Consider the following 19,622-nt stretch of genomic DNA (forward strand, 5'->3'; position numbering starts at 1 on the left):
GCAACAGCCATAAAAAAACCCGGCACCATCAAGGCTGCCGGGTTTTTTTATGCTGGGAGCGGGGCCATCAGGCCCCGAGACCACCTTAGAAGGTAGCGCGAACACCCAGGGTATAGCGAGCTTCGTACTCGTACTGCCAGGCGAACTGGTCTTCGTACTCAAGGTAGTATTGCTCTTTTTCCTCAGTGATGTTGGAAGCGTTGAAGAACACGCTGACCGCATCATTGATGTCGTAGCTGGCTGACAGGTCAACATAACCGGTCGCTTCCTGCCACAAAGCACCGTTACCCCAAGTCTGGTTGTAACCGGCCACGCGCTCGCTGCGGTAGTTGTACGCTACACGCGCCTGGAACGGCCCGGCTTCGTACCAACCCACCAGGTTGAACACGTGTTCGGAGTTGTCCTGGAACGGCAGGTCGCCACCATTCAGATCCAGGTTACCAGACTCACTCGGGGAGTATGTGTAGTTTACATCAGTACCGAAGTTTTCCAGCACAGAGTCGTACCAGAAGTCACCGAAGGCCAGCTTGGCACTCAGCTCGACACCTTTCAACTCACCGCCTTCACCCTGAGTGCTGGTGGACACCGACACCGAACGACGCACAACGCCATCCTGATCCGGCAGCTCCATCATCACCGATCCGCTTTCAATGAAGCTGTCCACATCGATGTAGAACAGGCCGGCGCTCAAGGCACTGGCAGGCCCCAGATAGTACTCAAGAGACAGGTCGTAGTTACGGGCGCGCCACGGATCCAGATCCGGGTTACCATCAGAGTTACCGCCAGTCACGATGAACTGCTGGTAAGTCGGGCTGCCCGGCTCGCCATCAATGGCATAGTTGGGTGACAGGCCAGAACCCCACTGAGCCAGATCCAGGGGTGCCATGGTTTCCGCAAAGGCGGCCCGCAGCGTCAAGTCGTCAGTCAAATCAAAACGCACGTTCAATGACGGCAGAACATCAGAGTATGAGCGCTCGATCTGGCGCGTACCCAGGCTTTCGTTAGCGGCACCATACGGCTGCGGATTGCCAACCTGGTACTGGTCAACCGTCAAGTCGGTTTCCACAACACGCAGACCCAGGTTACCGCTCATGATGCCGTAGGAGAAGTTAGCCTTGGCATAAGTACTCAACTCATCCAGATCCACCCCGTAAGAACGACCGGGATTGATAGCACGGTAAGTACCGGGATACAGACCATTGTGGTAAGACTCAACGTCATCCATGCTTTCCGGATTCACGGTCCACACCGCCGGGATACCGGTAGCACTGCCGTAATCAGTAACGAGAACCGGGTCCAGGCTGGACAGCGGCGTCGGGTTACCCGCGGTGTAGAACTCACCACCTTCACCAGCAGTACAGGCGCCTTCAATATCGCCGCCATTGAGTACCACGTCGGTGGCTTTCCACTTAACGTCACAGCCATTGCTGGGCGACATCAGGTCGAACTCAAAGTTATCAACGCTGCGCTCGCTGTAACGGATACCGAAATCAATGGAGTCCAATACGCCCACGTTCAACTCATAGCTGCCGTCAAAACGGGCCACATTCAAGTCGCCTTCGCGCAGGAAGTTGTTCTCAGAAGCAAACGCGCCCACAGAATAGCTGTTTACGTCGTCAAGGTAGCTTTGCAGACTGCGCGCCGGAATACCGGCTTGAGCCTGGCCATCACGATCCAGGTTGGCGTTGTTATCCCAACCGCTCCAATGCGGGTTGCTGCCTTCGTAATTGACGGTCAGAACCGGGAAGCCCTGGTAGCCATTCGGGTTGGTTTGCAGACGGCCATCGGCGCAGTCGCCTTGTTCGCCGGCCGTTCCAGCCGGGTACAGCTGGCATTCAACGCCCCACTGACTGCCGTTCGCCGCGTCGATATCCATGTAGCTGTTCAGCTGCTCTTGTTCGGCACTGCCGTGAACAAAGCGTGCGCTACCAATGAACGGACCACCATTGTCGTAGTTCAATTCAATGTTGAAGTTCTGGGACTCCGCTTCGGTCGCAGCCACATCGGAGTAGGACTTCAGACGCATGCCGTTACCGGTGAACTCCTGAACGGTGTGCAGTTCACCACCGCTTACGTTTACACCTTTAGGTGTGCTGACGCTCGGGTAGGCCCAGTCCCAACGGTTCCACTTATCGGTGAACGCTACACCCATTTGACGGTCGTAATCTTCCATCTTGGTGTAGAACGCTTCAGTGACCAATTCAAAACCATTGCCCAGATCTACCTGGAACGCGGCGTTAACGCCGTTGCGCTCACGCTCCGAAGCACGGTTGAACGCCGCATGGCCCTGGTAAGCCCAGAAGCTGTCGCCGACGGTGCCGTTACCGTTTACGTCAATGCCTTCGCCATTGATGCGATCACCCATACCACCGAGCTGGGTGTCTTCGCTGACCCAACCATAGTTGCCGCCGGTGTAGCTTTCGTTGGCAAAACCGGTCCAGCCTCCATCGCCATTCATGCCAGAGTAGGTATTGGCCAGATTGGATTTCTGGTGTGCGAAAGACAGCATGAAACCCATGCGGTCATTGCGCCAGTTGGCCAGGAAATTCAATGAGGGATCGTTTTTTTCAGTTTCAGTACCGCGAGTCCCCTGCACGGCGCCGGACAAGGTCCAGCCCTGATCGAAGCCGCTGTCCAGCGGACGATAGGTTTGCAGATCGACAACACCGCTGATGCCGCCCGGATGGTTCTCGGCGGTTTGGGATTTAATCACTGTGGTGCCAGAGAACAACTGGGACGGAATGTCCGAGAAGTTGGGCTGAACGCTGGTAATGGAGTTAGCGCCCAGGTAGGACTCGCCATTCAGCGTTGTTTGAACCTGGGCCAGGCCGCGAATGTTCAGCGAACCACCTTCACCGGCGGTGCGGCGCACCTGAACACCACTGATCCGCTGCAGAGAGTCGGTAATGGTGACATCCGGCAGTTTACCGATGTCTTCGGCGGAAATGGCGTCTACGATGGAATCGGCGTCACGCTTGACGTTTACAGCGGTTTCCTGGGCACTACGTACGCCAGTTACCACCACTTCTTCCAACAGCATTCCGTCATTTTGTTGTGCCAGCGCCTGAGCAGACATACCGCCTACCGCACACGCCGCAACAACCGCCGGAATGATTTTCTTATGAAAATGCATTTTTGGGGATGTCATGGAACTCTCCTATCACAGCATTGAGTTTTTATCATTGGCCCAAATGCTTGATTCTCGGGTCGTGGCTACATCCTGGCTGCGCCAAAATGATGATCGATGATCATATAAGGCATCCTAGCCACCTTACCAATATCGGCGAAAAAATGAGCACTTTTTGTAAATCTATACCCATTTCAACCAAAAACCCGGAGATCAGGCTTATTTTTCAGGACAATGTAAGAGACCTGAATACCATTTTTTGTAACCGATTACAGGCGATACAAAGGATATTACGAAAAAAACCATAAGGCAACCGCTTTACGGTTTTTTGCACTCGGGAAATGCTAAAAATGTTGGTGGCGCCCTGTTTTGGTGCCGGAGAAACCGTAAAATCAGGGCTGTAGAGGATCTGATAAAGCGGCGTCGCATGAAGAAATTCATGCCATCCCAATTCGGTTTTTTATGCTTACGAGTAGTCCTCACCCAACAAACAGACACAAAAAAGCCCGCTAAGTTAGCGGGCTTTTAAGCTGCTGATTTAACAGCGTTTTGTGGTGGAGCCTAGCGGGATCGAACCGCTGACCTCAACACTGCCAGTGTTGCGCTCTCCCAGCTGAGCTAAGGCCCCAAAAGTGGTGCTTCGTTGGAAGCGGGGCGCATTGTAGCACCCCGTCCCCGACTGTCAAGACTGGATGGGCCAAAAATCCTAACAAATTGATTTTTAGGCACTTTTCTCGATACTTGCCCTCTACTTACCCGCTTTCAGGCCTCGGCTTCCAGCGCTTGGTAGGCCTTTTCCAGCTTTTTAAGCTGCTTTTTACCGATGCCGCCCAGCACTTCCAGCGCCTGGCGGAGCCGGGCGCGGCTCATGTCCGGCCCGAGCAGTACCATGGCGTCCATAACCGAGAAAGAAGCGGTGGTGCCAGAGATCGCCACGAACAGTGGCGCCAGGAAGTCTTTCAGTTTGATGTCCATCGCATCCGCCAGCCCTTTCAGGGTTTGGAAGATGGCATCGCGCTCCCAGTAGCGCAGCGCTTCCAGACGCCAAAGGGCAAACTGCAGTACGCGTTTTTGGTCATCCAGCTCCAGTTTATTACCGCTGAAATGGACCTCGGTCAGGCCGAGATTGCCTGAGGCGAGGAAGCTCACCAGGGGGGCGAAGTCACCCAGGGTTTCCATACGGGCCTGAGCGTGAGGCAACACCTGGAGCAGGTTGTCCCGATTAAAAACCCACTGCTGAAGGCGGTCGGCCAGCTGTTCGACGGAGAGGTTTTCACGAATCCAGAGGCCGTTGAGCCAGGACAGCTTCTCCACATCGAAGATGGGGCCGCCCAGGGAGACCCGGTTGATGTCGAAATTGGCCTGCATTTCTTCCAACGTGAACTTTTCCCTCTCATCGGGCATGGACCAGCCCATGCGGCCCAAATAGTTGAGCAGCGCTTCCGGCAGGAACCCGGCGCGCTGGTAGTACAAAATGCTGGTGGGATTTTTGCGCTTGCTGAGCTTGGATTTGTCCGGGTTGCGCAGCAGCGGCAGGTGACACAGCACCGGCGTTTCCCAGCCAAAATATTCGTACAGTTTCAAGTGTTTGGGGGCGGAGTTGATCCACTCTTCCCCACGGATAACGTGGGTGATGCCCATCAGGTGGTCGTCGACCACGTTGGCCAAGTGGTAGGTCGGCATGCCATCGGCCTTGAGTAGCACCTGCATATCCACTTGCGTCCAGTCGATGTCGATGTCGCCGCGCAGCATGTCCTGCACCTTGCAGACGCCCTCTTCCGGCACTTTCATGCGGATCACATAAGGTTCACCAGCCGCCAGACGCTGTCGTATTTCGGCATCGGACAGCTTCAGCCCGCGACCGTCATATTTGGGGGTTTCGCCCCGTGCCTGCTGCTCAGCGCGCATTTGATCCAGCTCTTCCGCCGTGGCGAAGCAGTAGAAGGCATGGCCTTTCTCAACCAGTTCCTCGGCGTAGCCGCGGTAAATGTCCATGCGCTCGCTTTGTCGATATGGTCCGCTATCGCCTCCAACGTCCGGCCCTTCGTCCCACTCAATACCCAACCAGCGCAAGCTGTCGAGAATGGCCTGCTCGGATTCGGGGGTGCTGCGGGTCTGGTCGGTATCTTCAATGCGCAGCAGGAACTGGCCGCCGTGTTGCCGGGCAAAACACAGGTTGAACAAGGCAATGTAGGCAGTTCCGACGTGGGGATCGCCCGTCGGCGAGGGCGCAATTCGGGTGCGAACGGTCATAATAGCTTTCCGCAGGTTGGTGAACAGGACATTGGGGCGGCATTATACGTGAGCCGGGCGACAGGCGCGATGTGGCGTTGGGGTCAGGCAGACAACACAGAAGGGCCGGTGCGGACCATTGCCCGCACCGGCATACGATCAACCTCGTCCCACTTATTCTTCAGCGGGTTTGGCGGGCTTAATAAACCGTAACGTCATGCGATCGCTCTCGCCAATGGAGAGATACTCTTCGCGGTTTTGCTCGCCCAGGCGCAACGTTGGAGGCAAGGTCCAGACACCTTGTTCATAGTCGCGGGTGTCCTTCGGGTTGGCGTTCAGGTTACTGCGACCATCCAGCTCCAACCCGGCCTCTTCGGCCAGTTTAATCACAGTCGCTTCAGAGACGTAACCGGTACCGGTCGTTTTTTCGGCGGCAGAGCCATCTTCCGCACGGTGTTGAACCACACCAAGCATACCGCCGGGCTTCAACACGCGCGCAAAGGCCTCAAACATTCCCTGCGCCTGCTCGGCTCCAATCCAGCCGTGAACGTTGCGGAACGTCAGTACGCGGTCGACCGACTCGGGCTCACCGAGCTCAGGCGCTGCCGGGTTGTAGAGCCGCATTTCGGCATCACCATAGATGTTTTTCTGATCGTCAATGCGTGCCTGGATGCTGGTGGCCTGTCGCTCCACATAGCCTGGCATGCCGTCCAGGGAAGGGTCGGGTGTGGCCGCAATGTAGTGGCCCTTGTCCCGCACAAAAGGCGCGATGATTTCCATGTACCAGCCACCACCGGGATTAACTTCCATCACGGTATGCTCGGGTTTCAACTCGAAGAAAAACAAGGTTTCTTCCGGGTTGCGATACTGATCACGCTCGCGGTTCGTGTCGCTGCGATGCGGGCTGGCCATAATCTCCAGGATGGTTTCGCCCATCGTTTCGCTTTTCATCGGTGCGCTTTCACGAGCCTGCGCTTCACGCGAGGGTGTCTCACTGGTTTTGGGGGTTGTTTCGTCGCTGGTATCACAAGCCACCAGCGCACAACAGGCCGCCAGCCCGACCAAGGGTTTTGACCACTTCATAAAAGCCTCCGGTTATTAATTTATAAAAAAGCACTTTGTGGAAATGTTTTACCAGCGCTTCAGCGCTTCTTGATCTTTTTCCTGAGCGTCTACCCAGATCGCACCGTCTGCAGTCTCTTCCCGTTTCCAAAACGGCGCACGATTTTTGAGGTAATCCATAATAAATTCAGCGGCGGCGAACGAGGCTTCGCGGTGTGTGCTGGTTACTCCAACCCAGACAATGGGTTCGCCCAAATGCAAAGTGCCGACTCGATGAATAATGTTTACCCGACCCAGCGTCCACCGTTGCCGCGCATCTTCTACGATGCCGCTCAAGGTGTTTTCCGTCATACCGGGATAATGCTCAAGGGTGAGCCCCGTTACTTGGCGACCGTGATTGTTGGCTCGCACGCGGCCCACAAAAAAAACGGCAGCACCGGCGTCCACATCGCCGCCTACCAGTCGCTCATATTCTGTACCCACGTCAAAGGGCGCGGTCTGCACAGCAATCATCGTCAGCCCCCGGTGACCGGTGGCATAAAGGCCACTTCATCACCATCGTGTACTGAATGCTCCGAGGACACCAGCGTTTGATTCACCGCAAACAAAATCCCGGCCCGGCTCAGTGGCTCACGCCACTGCGGATTCAGCGCAATGAGACGCTCGCGGATATTGGTGACCGTATCCTGCGCCACCGCCTCCAGCTGGGTACGGTCACACTGGAGTTCTTCCCGCAGTCGGGCGAAAAACAACACGTCGATCATGTGCGTTCTCCCGGCTCGGTCAGATCCCGCCGATAGTGCCCTCGTCGTCCACCGGTTTTCTCCAGCAAACAGATTGACTCAATTACCATCCCCTGATCCGCGGCTTTACACATGTCATAGATGGTCAGCGCTGCCACACTCGCGGCGGTCAGCGCTTCCATCTCGACGCCGGTTTGGCCTGTGACTTTACAGCGGGTTTCAATGCGAATGCGCGGCGGGCTATCGAGAAGCTCGAAGGCGACATCAACCTTGCTCAGCGCCAGCGGGTGACACAAAGGAATCAGCTCGGCGCTTTTCTTAGCACCCTGAATGCCCGCGATACGCGCCACCGCCAGCACGTCGCCCTTTTTCAGTCCATTCTCGCGAATCAGCGCAAGGGTCGCTGGCTGCATGCGAACAACGGCTTCCGCACGCGCTTCCCGCGCGGTCGGCACCTTGGCGGAAACATCCACCATGGTGGCACGACCATGATCATCGGTATGGGTCAGGCTCATGACGCTACTGGTTCGCGAGGTTGCGCAGTACATAATGCAAAATGCCGCCGTTCTGGAAGTAGGCAAATTCGTTCGGCGTATCGATGCGCACGCGCGCTTTGAACGTTTTGACCTTGCCATCCTCACCAGTCGCTTTGACGTCCACTTCTTTGGTGTCGGCCTCGACGGCGGGGATGTCGAACACTTCCTCGCCGGTTAGCCCGAGGGACTCCACCGAATCGCCGTCAGCGAACTGTAGCGGTACGATCCCCATACCGACCAGGTTAGAGCGATGGATACGTTCGTAGCTTTCGGCGATGGCGGCTTTCACCCCCAGCAAGGAAGGTCCCTTGGCGGCCCAGTCACGGGATGAGCCCGACCCGTACTCTTTACCGGCAAGCACCACCAGTGGCGTGCCGTCTTTGCGATAGCGCTCGGCCGCATCGAAAATGCTGATGACTTTATTCTCCGGCAAGTAGGTTGTCCAGCTTCCTTCCGTGCCGGCCGCCATTTGGTTTTTCAGGCGCACGTTGGCAAAGGTGCCGCGCATCATCACTTCGTGGTTACCGCGACGCGAGCCGTAGGAGTTAAAGTCTTTCGGATCAACCCCCTGCTCTTGCAGATAAAGACCCGCCGGGCTGTCCGGCATGATAGCACCGGCCGGCGAAATATGGTCGGTAGTAATGCTATCGCCCACCTTGACCAGACAGCGTGCGCCTTTGATGGCCTGAACCTCGCCAGGCTGTTTATTCATGCCTTCGAAGAATGGCGGTTTGCGCACATAATTGGAGTCTGGCCAGGCATAGAGCTGGCTTTCTTCAACCGGCAGCGCTTGCCAGTTCTCATCGCCACTGAAGACGTCCGCGTATTTCTCCGCGAACATTTCCGGCTCGAGGTTATCGGCGATGGCGTTATCGATGTCTTCCGTCGTGGGCCAGATATCTTTCAGGTAAACCGGCTTGCTGTCTGCATCATAACCCAGTGGTTCTTTTCTCAGATCGACATCCATGCTCCCCGCCAGCGCATAGGCGACAACGAGCGGCGGTGAGGCGAGATAGTTGGCGCGCACATCGGGGTGAATGCGCCCCTCAAAGTTGCGGTTACCGGACAATACGGAAGTAACCGTCAAATCCCCTTCCTGAATCGCGGCATGAATCTCTTCGGGCAGCGGACCTGAGTTACCAATACACGTGGTGCAGCCATAACCCACCAGGTAAAAGCCAAGACTTTCCAACTCATCCATCAACCCGGCTTTTTCCAGATAGTCGGTTACCACTTTAGAGCCAGGCGCCAAACTGGTTTTTACCCAGGGTTTGCTTTTCAACCCTTTCTTGCGGGCATTTCTGGCCAGCAAGCCAGCGGCCATCAATACCGCCGGGTTAGAGGTATTGGTGCAACTGGTAATCGCCGCAATGACGACCGCGCCGTTCTTCAACAGGAACTCTTCGCCGTTATACTGAACCTCCACAGCCCCTTGATCAGACAGCGGTACGCCGCCAACGGCCGCCGCGCCACCCTCAGCCGCGAAATCTTCCTCGGTGGAGGCGATGGTATTCCGCCGATGGCGATCCATTTCATTCAGTACGTCGTGAAACGCCGACTTGGCCTTATCCAGCGCAATGCGGTCCTGAGGTCGTTTGGGTCCGGCAATGGAAGGCTCGACGGTGCCGAGATCCAGTTCCAATACATCGCTGTACTCGGCATCCGCTGAGTTATCGTCGTGCCACAGGCCCATAGCCTTCATATATTGCTCGACCAGTTCCACCTGCTCTTCGGAGCGGCCCGTGAATGACAAGTAATCGAGCGTCTGTTGATCCACTGGAAAAATGCCGCAGGTGGCACCGTACTCCGGCGCCATATTGCCGATGGTGGCCCGATCAGCCAGAGTGAGATGCTTCAAACCGGGCCCAAAGAATTCTACAAACTTCCCGACAACACCCAGCTTGCGCAACATTTGCGTGACAGTCAGGACGAGGTCAGTGGCGGTGGCTCCTTCCGGCAGCTCCCCGGTCAATTTGAAACCCACTACCTGCGGGATCAGCATGGAAATCGGCTGGCCGAGCATGGCCGCTTCCGCCTCGATGCCGCCCACACCCCAGCCGAGCACGCCGAGGCCATTAATCATGGTGGTGTGGGAGTCGGTCCCCACCAGCGTATCTGGGTAAGCCTCCAGCACACCATCGCGCTCGCGACTGAAAACGCCTCGCGCCAAGTATTCAAGATTCACTTGGTGGACAATGCCAGTGCCGGGCGGCACCACTTTGAAGTTATCAAAGGCTTTTTGTCCCCACCGCAGGAACTGATAGCGCTCGCGGTTGCGCTCGATTTCAACGGCCGTGTTTTTCTCGAAGGACTGCTCGGTTCCAAAGTAATCCACCATCACCGAGTGGTCGATTACCAGCTCTACCGGCGAGAGTGGATTAATCTGTTCGGGTTTGCCACCCAGCGCCTTGACTGCATCGCGCATGGCCGCGAGATCCACAATCGCGGGCACGCCAGTAAAGTCTTGCAGGACCACTCGCGCGGGGACAAAGGCAATTTCCTGAGAGGGGTCGGCTTTTGGGTCCCACCCGGCCAGCGCTTCGATGTCCGCCTCACTGACCAGCCCGGTGTCCGAATGTCGGAGCAAGTTCTCGAGAAGAATCCGAAGGGAATAAGGAAGCTTTTGGATGGAGAAGCGTTTTTCAAGTTCGGAGAAGGGAAAATAACGATATTCTTTGCCGCCGACTTTCAGGGTATCAACGGTCTGATAGGAATTTGCCATAACTGCCTCACGGTTTGCTTGTGGTTCCATCAATGCCTTAGAGATTAGGCGAAAGCGCCGCCCCGCGCCAGCGGTGGGCGGAGCGGCGAGATGCAAATTCGGGCTTTCCTTAACTCATATGGGGCCTTAAGCTGGTAATCCAAGTGCGCATTGGCAGGTTTACCCAGGTGCCAGATCTTTCAAGTGGAGGTTTATATGTCAACACCACCCATTTTCCGCCGCTGGCCCCCGAGAGAGCCAGGCATTATCCAGCTGTACTCAATGAACACGCCAAACGGCATCAAGGTGGCACAGGCACTGGAAGAGATGCACTTGCCCTATGAGCCCCATACGATCAACATCATGGAGGGCGATCAACACACCCCGGAATTTCAGTGGATCAACCCCAATGGCAAGATCCCCGCGCTGTACGACCCCGACGGGCCGGATGGACGCCCCATCAGCCTGATGGAGTCCGCCGCCATTCTTACCTATCTGGCCGAGAAAACCCGCACGTTTATGCCGATGGACCCAGACGGGAAAAGCGCCTGCCTGCAATGGCTGTTTTTCCAGGTGGGACACATCGGACCAATGTTCGGCCAGTTCGGACACTTTTATGTGTACGCCAGGGACAAGTGCGAGCACCCCTACCCGATCCAACGGTACAGCGATGAAACGCGCCGACTGCTAGGGGTTCTGGAGCGCCACTTGAAAGGGCGGGCTTATATGCTGGGAGAGAGCTTCAGTATCGCGGACATGGCGATTGCTCCCTGGGTGGACTGCCTGGAAATCTTCTACAAAGCGGGCGAGCACTTGAAACTCAAGGAGTTCCCGTCAGTGAACGCCTGGCTGGGCCGCTGCACCGAGCGCAGCAGCTACCAGACGGCTCGACGGGTGTGTGATCCCGCCGGGCGGGATCGCTGATCAGAACTTATAGACCAGGTTGGCGTAGGTCGTGGTGTCCGTTTTTTCCTTACCGGGGGCCACGTCCGAGTCGTTCTGCAGAGTATAGCCGATTTTCATCTGCAGAGCGCCATTAATGCGCAAGCTCAACGACGTATCGGAAATGGTACGGGTATTATCATCCGCCGCTTCCACACTGACAACTTGCTTGAAGTCCGCGGTTTCCGACACCTGCCACTCATATTGCGCCGCCGCACGCAGCAGCGCACCTTCTTCGTCGGTAGTACCTTGTGGTTCGGGAAGATCCTGCTCTGCCCAGTAATAACCCGGACCGATTTCGGCATCCAGCGTCATTGTGGACGTCTCGAACAACCGGTTACCATAACCCAGAGCGAGTGTGGTGTACTTTTGATAAGCACCGAACTCATCATTGGTGTGAGACGCAAACACGAAGAAGTTGGCGTTGTCGTTGTTGATCTTGTAGGCGCTTTTCACCGAGCCGGAGAATTTCTCTGCCGTGGTTTCTGTGCTGGTGGTGCCATCCGACTGCTCAATGTCATCTTCCGTGTACAAAATGCTTAACACGTATTGGTTGCGCCAGCGATTCAGATCCTGAGTGGCATCCAGCTTTCCCTGAAAGGTGGTGGTCTCCGTGTTACCTGAGGTAGAAATAGCACCCACTTCAGCCGTGGCTTTCCATTTACGGTTTTCTTGTTCCACATCCTGGGCCAGCAACGCTGGCGCCGCGGAAGTTGCCGCGATGCCAGCAACGAGAGCAGCCATACGAAACGTCATAATACCTCTTCCTGTGTTTGCCTAAATAAAACCCATAGTTTACACAACTCATCCCGCGTTTTCCGCCCCGAGCCGTTTTTAGGTGTTGCAAACGGTGATATAATGCACGTTTTATCCCAATCAGGTTGCCATGCTCCGGACCCACAGGCGCACCCATCCCTCCGCCGATTTGAGCCGCCGCTTCTGCGCAGCGCCCATGATGGACCTGTCAGACACCCACTGCCGGTACTTTTGGCGTTTGTTGAGCAAACACACGCTTCTGTACACCGAGATGGTAACCACGGGCGCCCTGATCCACGGGGATCGCCCCCGCCACCTCGATTTCCACCCCGCCGAGCATCCCCTGGCCTTGCAGCTGGGCGGTAGTAATCCCGCCGAGCTGGCCGAATGCGCCCGCATGGCCGAGGACTGGGGGTACGATGAGGTCAACCTCAACTGCGGGTGCCCGAGTGACCGGGTGCAGAACAACCGCATCGGCGCCTGCCTAATGACCGAGCCGGAGCGAGTGGCGGAGTGCATTGCCGCCATGCAGCAGGCCGTGACTATCCCCATTACCGTCAAGCACCGCATCGGCGTGGACGACATGGACAGCGAAGAGGGGCTGGCCCATTTTGTCGACACCGTGGCGGCCACTGGCTGTCGTACTTTTATCGTCCACGCCCGCAAAGCCTGGCTGCAAGGGCTCAGCCCAAAGGAAAACCGGACCATTCCACCGCTGGATTACGACCGTGTAAAACGATTGAAACAGGCGCGTCCAGACCTTGAAATCATCGTTAATGGCGGCATAAACACCCTGGAGCAATCCGAAACCCTGCTCCGGGATCTCGACGGCGTCATGCTCGGCCGGGAAATTTACGCCAACCCGTATTTGCTGGCTGAAGTGGACCACCGTCTGTTCGGTGCCGACCGCCCGATCGCCACCCGAGAAGAGATTTTGGACGCCTTTGAAGACTATATTGGAACCCGGCTGGCCGAGGGCGTGTCCCTGAAGTATATGACCCGGCATATTCTCGGCCTTTATCAGGGCCGACCCGGAGGACGCAAGTTCCGCCGCATTATCAGCGAACAGGCCTTCAAGCCCGGCGCAGGCCTCGAAGTCTTGAAAAAAGCCAGAGAAGAAGTCTCTCTGATAGAATATTCATGACGATACCCAAACCAGAACTACAACCGTAACGAAAGCCGTGGAACAACGGCACTGCAACTCGGACGCCATTTTATAATACAATAGGGACCCCAAAGAACAGACTTCAAGGAGGTTTCCGCTGCCAACGAGGCAGCGCCGGAGCCAACCGACACTCACACTCAACAAGTAATAGGACGGGATAACAGTGACTACGAAACTCGACCAGTTGAAAAAGATGACCGACGTGGTGGCCGATACCGGCGAAATCGAGGCCATCAAAAAGTATCAGCCTCAAGACGCTACCACCAACCCTTCCCTGCTGCTGAAAGCCGCTCAGGTACCGGGTTACTCAGAATTGGTGGACGCCTCCGTCGCCGCTGGTAAAAAAGAAGGCGGTAGCGATGCCGAGCAGATCAGCTACGCTTCCGACCATCTGGCGGTCGCTATTGGCACCGAAGTGCTGAAACTGATTCCGGGCAAGATCTCTACCGAAGTAGACGCCCGCCTCTCTTTCGACACCAAAGCCAGTATTGAAAAAGCCCATCATTTGATTGATCTGTACGAGAAAAACGGTGTAAGCCGCGACCGCGTTCTGATCAAGCTGGCTTCCACCTGGGAAGGCATTCGTGCCGCCGAAGTGCTGCAAAAAGAAGGCATCAACTGCAACCTGACGCTGCTGTTCAGCTTCACCCAGGCTGCGGCTTGTGCTGACGCCGGTGCTTACCTGATCTCACCCTTCGTGGGCCGGATTCTGGACTGGTACAAAGCCAGCACCGGAAAAACCGATTACACCGCCGAGGAAGATCCGGGCGTACTGTCCGTGCGTCACATCTACAACTACTACAAGCAGCACAACTACGATACCGTGGTGATGGGTGCAAGCTTCCGCAACTCGGGCGAAATCGAAGCCCTGGCCGGTTGTGACCGCCTGACCATCAGCCCGGCGCTGCTGGAAGAGCTGAGCAAAGACACCGGAACTCTGGAGCGCAAACTGTCTCCGGACAACACTGGTGAGTCCATCGCCAAGCCCAATGACAACGAATCCAGCTTCCGCTTCGCATTGAACGACGACGCCATGGCCACCGAGAAACTGGCGGAAGGCATTCGCAAGTTTGCCGAAGACCAGATCAAGCTGGAAGACCTGCTCAAAGGTCGTGCGTAAGCGTTGTGCTGAGCAAAATCTCACGGTTTATTGAGCAACACCTGCAACCGGACGATAACGCCCAGGCGTTATCTCCGGAGCAGAAACAGTTGGCGGTAGCCGCCCTGCTGATCGAAGTGGGCACCGCTGACCGGTTGCTTGATGACGCCGAACTCCAGACCCTGCACACGATCCTTCAACGTCAGTTCAACCTTGAGCCAGAAAAGCTCCATGAGCTGAGCGAGCTGGCCAAATCCGAGCAGGACGACGCCACCTCACTGCATCAATTCACGACCCAGATCAACGACGCCTGTACACCAGACGAGAAGTACGAGTTGATCAAATCCATGTGGGAAGTGGCTTATGCCGATGGGGACTTGGATAAATATGAAGAGGCGCTGATTCGCAAAGTCGCGGATTTAATTTATGTGTCTCACTCTATGTTTATTCACGCCCGCAATGCCGTGAGGGACGCGGAACGTTAAGACACCGGGAACAATGTTAGCAGACGGCGGATGCGCATTGCGCATCCGCCAACCCGCCCCTTTTACAGGGTGGGCTCATCTGGCTCAGGCATGGGCTGGTTACGACGCTCTCCCAAGTCTTTCTCGATCTGGTTTTCCATACCTTTATTGATGCGGTAGAAAAACAGCAAGCCGCAGGCAATCAGGAAAGGAATCGAGGCATAAAGGCTCATCATGAGACGGATACCCAGAATGGAATCGTCACTCTGCTCCGCTTGACCGGCCTCATAACCGTACGCGGCCAAAATAGCAACTACCAGCGTACCGCCGAGAGTCAGCCCGCCTTTCAGCCCCAAAATCATAGCGGAGAAAATCACCCCCGTGGCACGGCGGTGATTGCGCCACTCAGAGTAATCGGCCACATCGGCGGTCATCGCCCACAGCAGCGGAATGGTCACGCCGTAGAAGAAACCGTGCAGGATTTGGGAGACAAACATCCAGCCCACGGCCTCACGCGGAATCACCATAAACGCGAGCAACGGCAAGGTCGACAGAAACAACCCAAGCCCGTAGACATTGCGTTTCCCGAACCGGTCAGCAAGCGGACGGGCAAAACCAATACCCACAATCATGAGGATAATACCCGCGCCATTAAACAGACCGAAAGCAGACGCATCCGGCTCTTCAGGCCATTTAAAGTTTGGCCAGATTTCCTGAATACTGGCAATCATCCCGGTAAAACCGATATCGCTCAGGAATTCGGCCAGCGCGGCCTGACCGGCGTAATACTTGAAGTAATAGACGTAGGTACCACCCTTAAGCGCCAGGTTGGTAAAGACCAGAATCGTCACAAACAGCAGGATGATCCAGGGCAGGTTTTTGAACAAATCCCCCAGATCTTGCGCAATCGAACTGGTTTCGTTCGACTTCTCCATCACTCGCTCTCGGGTGGTGAAGAAGGTGATCAAAAACATGAGCACCCCCGCCACGGCGAAAATCATCATGATTTTCTCGAAGCCAACCGCTTCGTCGCCATCACCGAGGATCAACACCACCGGGCGCAGCAGCACCTGCACGATAAACTGGGCCACCATCACCGCCACGAACCGATAGGCGGACAAGCTGTTCCGCTGGGACATATTTCCGGTGAGCACGCCACTGAGCGAGGAATAAGGCAGGTTGTTGGCGGTATAGAGCGTCACCAGGGCCAGATAGGTCGCGAAGGCGTACACCACCTTCATGTCATAGCTCAAGTCGGGCGTGGTGAAGGTCAGCAGCACCATCACACCAAAGGGCACGGACGTCCATAGAATCCAGGGGCGGTAACGCCCCCAGCGGGTGCGAGTGCGGTCCGCAATCACACCCATGACCGGGGCGAACAATACGCCGCCAATAATGCCGCAAGTGGCGATAACCCATTGGGCAGTGCTGGCCTCCAGCTTATACACGTCCGTGTAGTAGTAGGCGATGAAGGTCACCATGGTCTGAAAGACCAGGTTCGCGGCCAGGTCGCCCAGGCTATAGCCGACCTTCTCTCTGATCGTAAGTTGCTGCGATTGATTATTCATAATGCTCGGAATCTTATTGTAGGTCGTTGACAACAGAGGCGGCTTCGCCCTATATAGTTAATATTACTATAAGATTGGCAGTATAAACCGATTTTTCCACCACCAGCAAACCTAATCCAATTCTTAACGTGTTTCGCTTGCCATCCGCCTTTCAGAAACGTTTGGTCCAGCGCATTCCCAATTGCCGCACGAGCCGGCAATTGCTACCATTAGCGGCTTTTGGGGCAGGCTCAGGAACCCCACTGCCGTTACCCCGACCCTTACGTTCGCACAACCCCGATACGAGCCATTCTATGTCCGCTGATTTCCGCTCCGCGCCCTTGGCGCAACTGGCCTACGCCGATGAGTTCACCCACCGTCACATCGGCCCCGATGCCACCGAAACCCGCGCCATGCTTGACGCGCTGGGCGTTGACAGCCTGGACACACTGCTCGACCAGACCGTGCCGGAAACCATTCGCCAGCGAGAACCGCTGGCATTGAACGGTCCCATGACCGAGCATCAGGCCCTGGCCGCCCTCAAAAGCGTCGCCCGCAAGAACAAGCTGTTCAAAAGCTTTATCGGCATGGGCTACTACAACACCTTCGTGCCTCCGGTTATTCAACGCAATGTACTGGAAAACCCGGGCTGGTACACGGCGTATACGCCCTATCAGCCAGAAATTTCCCAGGGCCGACTGGAAGCCCTGCTGAACTTCCAGCAAATGGTGATGGATCTGACCGGCATGGAGCTGGCCAACGCCTCCATGCTGGACGAAGGCACGGCGGCGGCGGAAGCCATGGCCATGTGTAAACGCCAAAACAAGAAAAACAAGTCCGATGCCTTTTTCGTGGACGAGGACACGCACCCGCAAACGCTGGCGGTGCTTAAAACCCGCGCCGATTATTTCGGCTTTACCGTGATCACCGGTCCAGCGGAGCAACTGGCGAGCACAGAATGCTTTGGCGCCCTGCTCTCTTATCCAGGTTCCACCGGGCAGGTACGCGATCTCACGGATCTGATTACCCAGGCCCACGAAAAGAATGTGCTGGTGACCGTCACCAGCGACCTGATGGCGATGATGCGGCTCAAATCACCCGGTGAGATGGGCGCGGATGTCGTGATCGGCAGCAACCAGCGTTTTGGGGTGCCCATGGGCTTTGGCGGCCCACACGCGGCCTTCTTCGCCTTCCGCGACGCCTACAAGCGCTCGGCACCGGGCCGCATCATCGGCGTGTCGGTCGACAGCCGGGGCAAGACCGCCCTGCGCATGGCTATGCAAACCCGCGAGCAACACATTCGCCGGGAAAAGGCCAACTCCAACATCTGTACCTCCCAGGTACTGCTGGCGGTCATGAGCAGCTGCTACGCCGTTTATCATGGGCCGGAAGGCCTGCGGCGCATTGCCGAGCGCATCCACCGCCTTGCCTATCTGCTGGGCGAAGGCCTCAAAGACAAAGGCTTCGAGCTACGCCACGACCACTATTTCGACACCGTGGTGGTGGAACTAGGCAGCGAGAAGAAGCAGACCGGTCTGTATCAGGCCGCCCTGACTCATGAAATCAACCTGCGCAAGGTCGGCAACACCGCGCTGGGCATCAGCCTGGATGAAACCACCACGCTGGATGACATCGACCGCCTGTTAAATGTTTTCTGCGCCGGGGACCACGCTCTCAATTTGTCTCAGCTCGACGGCGAACTTTCTGCTGGAAAACGCCCGGAAGCCATTCCTGCCGCACTCGAACGCCACGATGCCGTGCTGACGCATCCGGTATTCAACCGCTTCCACAGCGAAACCGAGATGCTGCGCTATCTGCGCCGACTCGAAGGCCGGGACATTGCCCTGAACCAGTCCATGATTCCGCTGGGCTCCTGCACTATGAAGCTCAATGCCACGGCGGAAATGATTCCGGTCACCTGGCCCGAGTTCGGGCAGTTGCACCCGTTCACACCGATGGATCAAGCCCAGGGCTACCAGCAACTGTTCGACGATCTTCAGCAGATGCTCAAGGCCTGCACCGGCTATGACGCCATCAGCCTGCAACCCAATGCCGGCTCCCAGGGCGAATACGCCGGGCTGGTCGCGATCCGCAAATACTTCGAAAGCAAAGGCGAAACCGAGCGCACTCTCTGCCTGATCCCGGCCTCCGCCCACGGCACCAATCCAGCCTCAGCCCAAATGGCGGGCTTGCAGGTCAAGGTGGTCAACTGCGACAAAGACGGCAACGTGGATCTGGCCGACCTGAAAGCCAAGGTCGAAGAGTTCGGCACTCGCATCGCCGCCATCATGATCACTTACCCCTCGACCCACGGCGTGTTCGAGGAGGGGGTGAGTGAACTGTGTGCATTGATCCACAGCATCGGCGCGCAGGTCTATATCGATGGTGCCAATATGAACGCACTCGTCGGACTCGCCGCGTTCGGCCAGTTCGGTGGCGATGTCTCGCACCTGAACCTTCACAAAACCTTCTGCATCCCCCACGGCGGTGGTGGTCCGGGTATGGGCCCCATCGGCGTCGCCGAGCACCTGACACCCTTCCTTCCCGGTCATCCGGTTCAGGACGTGCCCGGCACCGATCCGGCCAACGGCACCATCAGCGCCGCGCCCTGGGGCTCGGCGAGCATCCTGCCCATTAGCTGGATGTACATTAAAATGATGGGACGCGACGGTATGCGCCAAGCCACCGAGTACGCCATCCTGAATGCCAACTACGTCGCCCGGCAATTGAGCGGCCACTACCCGATTCTGTACAAAGGGAAAAACGGCACCATCGCCCACGAATGCCTGCTGGACCTACGCCCGCTCAAAGAGGCCACGGGTGTGACCGAGGAAGATATTGCCAAGCGTTTGATGGACTTCGGCTTCCACGCGCCAACAATGTCTTTCCCCGTGCCCGGCACTCTGATGATCGAACCCACAGAATCCGAATCCAAAGAGGAGCTGGACCGCTTTATCGAGGCGATGATCACCATCCGCAAGGAAATCGCGCAGGTTGAAAGCGGCGAGCACAGCGTCGAACAAAGCCCGCTGCGCAACGCCCCGCATACGCAGGACGATGTGATGGACGAGAGCTGGGAGCGCGCCTACAGCCGCGACAAGGCCGCTCGCCCCGCGAGTTGGTTGAAAGAACACAAGGTGTGGCCAACAGTGAACCGGATTGATAATGTATTCGGAGACCGGAACCTGGTGTGTTCCTGTCCAAGTATGGAGGAGTATCGGTAGCGGTTGCCACCACTGTCGATGGAC

General features: G+C 56.6%; 14 protein-coding genes and 1 tRNA gene. 5 read left to right on the forward strand and 10 right to left on the reverse strand.

Annotated elements, in window-relative coordinates; all coding sequences use genetic code 11:
* Positions 1 to 85 precede the first annotated feature (85 nt).
* The 8 genes from ACQCLF_RS00400 to acnA form a co-directional block, all read right to left on the reverse strand.
* Entirely contained in the window at positions 86 to 3,148 is a 3,063-nt protein-coding gene (locus tag ACQCLF_RS00400) for a TonB-dependent receptor (protein ID WP_426984248.1), read from the reverse strand.
* Between the two features lie 531 nt (positions 3,149 to 3,679).
* Positions 3,680 to 3,755 (reverse strand) — tRNA-Ala (locus ACQCLF_RS00405).
* A gap of 134 nt (positions 3,756 to 3,889) precedes the next feature.
* Positions 3,890 to 5,380 carry a glutamate--tRNA ligase gene (gene gltX / locus ACQCLF_RS00410; RefSeq protein WP_426984249.1) on the reverse strand — a complete coding sequence of 497 codons (1,491 nt, stop codon included), beginning with the start codon at positions 5,378 to 5,380 and terminating at the stop codon, positions 3,890 to 3,892.
* A gap of 153 nt (positions 5,381 to 5,533) precedes the next feature.
* Complete coding sequence (locus ACQCLF_RS00415; RefSeq protein WP_426984251.1) at positions 5,534 to 6,442, reverse strand: class I SAM-dependent methyltransferase; 909 nt, start codon at positions 6,440 to 6,442, stop codon at positions 5,534 to 5,536.
* A 48-nt stretch (positions 6,443 to 6,490) separates the two neighbouring features.
* Positions 6,491 to 6,934 carry a molybdopterin synthase catalytic subunit MoaE gene (gene moaE / locus ACQCLF_RS00420; RefSeq protein WP_426984252.1) on the reverse strand — a complete coding sequence of 148 codons (444 nt, stop codon included), beginning with the start codon at positions 6,932 to 6,934 and terminating at the stop codon, positions 6,491 to 6,493.
* 2 nt (positions 6,935 to 6,936) lie between these two features.
* The gene (gene moaD, locus ACQCLF_RS00425; RefSeq protein ID WP_426984253.1) at positions 6,937 to 7,185 is read right to left on the reverse strand and encodes a molybdopterin converting factor subunit 1; all 249 of its coding nucleotides are present in this window, start codon (positions 7,183 to 7,185) and stop codon (positions 6,937 to 6,939) included.
* The gene (gene moaC, locus ACQCLF_RS00430) at positions 7,182 to 7,679 is read right to left on the reverse strand and encodes a cyclic pyranopterin monophosphate synthase MoaC (RefSeq protein WP_426984255.1); all 498 of its coding nucleotides are present in this window, start codon (positions 7,677 to 7,679) and stop codon (positions 7,182 to 7,184) included. The genes moaD and moaC overlap by 4 nt, the downstream gene beginning before the upstream one ends.
* Positions 7,680 to 7,683: 4 nt before the next feature.
* The gene (acnA, locus tag ACQCLF_RS00435; RefSeq protein ID WP_426984257.1) at positions 7,684 to 10,422 is read right to left on the reverse strand and encodes an aconitate hydratase AcnA; all 2,739 of its coding nucleotides are present in this window, start codon (positions 10,420 to 10,422) and stop codon (positions 7,684 to 7,686) included.
* A 195-nt stretch (positions 10,423 to 10,617) separates the two neighbouring features.
* Between acnA and ACQCLF_RS00440 the strand changes: the two genes are divergently transcribed.
* Complete coding sequence (locus ACQCLF_RS00440; protein WP_426984259.1) at positions 10,618 to 11,325, forward strand: glutathione S-transferase N-terminal domain-containing protein; 708 nt, start codon at positions 10,618 to 10,620, stop codon at positions 11,323 to 11,325.
* Here ACQCLF_RS00440 and ACQCLF_RS00445 read toward each other — a convergent pair whose 3' ends face one another.
* A complete protein-coding gene (locus ACQCLF_RS00445; protein ID WP_426984260.1) occupies positions 11,326 to 12,099 on the reverse strand; it encodes a DUF481 domain-containing protein in 774 nt (257 codons plus the stop codon).
* A 130-nt stretch (positions 12,100 to 12,229) separates the two neighbouring features.
* Here ACQCLF_RS00445 and dusA point away from each other — a divergent pair, with 130 nt between their 5' ends.
* From dusA to ACQCLF_RS00460, 3 genes are all read left to right on the forward strand, one after another.
* Positions 12,230 to 13,243 (forward strand): tRNA dihydrouridine(20/20a) synthase DusA, encoded by a 1,014-nt coding sequence (dusA, locus tag ACQCLF_RS00450; protein ID WP_426984262.1) that lies wholly within the window; start codon positions 12,230 to 12,232, stop codon positions 13,241 to 13,243.
* 184 nt (positions 13,244 to 13,427) lie between these two features.
* Entirely contained in the window at positions 13,428 to 14,384 is a 957-nt protein-coding gene (gene tal, locus ACQCLF_RS00455; protein ID WP_426984263.1) for a transaldolase, read from the forward strand.
* 5 nt (positions 14,385 to 14,389) lie between these two features.
* On the forward strand, positions 14,390 to 14,848 hold the full coding sequence (locus ACQCLF_RS00460; protein WP_426984264.1) for a TerB family tellurite resistance protein: 459 nt from the start codon (positions 14,390 to 14,392) through the stop codon (positions 14,846 to 14,848).
* 62 nt (positions 14,849 to 14,910) lie between these two features.
* Here ACQCLF_RS00460 and ACQCLF_RS00465 read toward each other — a convergent pair whose 3' ends face one another.
* Positions 14,911 to 16,395: an MFS transporter gene (locus ACQCLF_RS00465; RefSeq protein ID WP_426984265.1), complete on the reverse strand. Its 1,485-nt coding sequence runs from the start codon at positions 16,393 to 16,395 to the stop codon at positions 14,911 to 14,913.
* A gap of 293 nt (positions 16,396 to 16,688) precedes the next feature.
* Here ACQCLF_RS00465 and gcvP point away from each other — a divergent pair, with 293 nt between their 5' ends.
* Complete coding sequence (gene gcvP, locus ACQCLF_RS00470; RefSeq protein WP_426984266.1) at positions 16,689 to 19,598, forward strand: aminomethyl-transferring glycine dehydrogenase; 2,910 nt, start codon at positions 16,689 to 16,691, stop codon at positions 19,596 to 19,598.
* Positions 19,599 to 19,622: the final 24 nt, after the last annotated feature.

The organism is Marinimicrobium sp. ARAG 43.8 (genome assembly GCF_050113635.1).
In the GTDB taxonomy this organism is placed as follows: Bacteria; Pseudomonadota; Gammaproteobacteria; order Pseudomonadales; family Cellvibrionaceae; genus Marinimicrobium.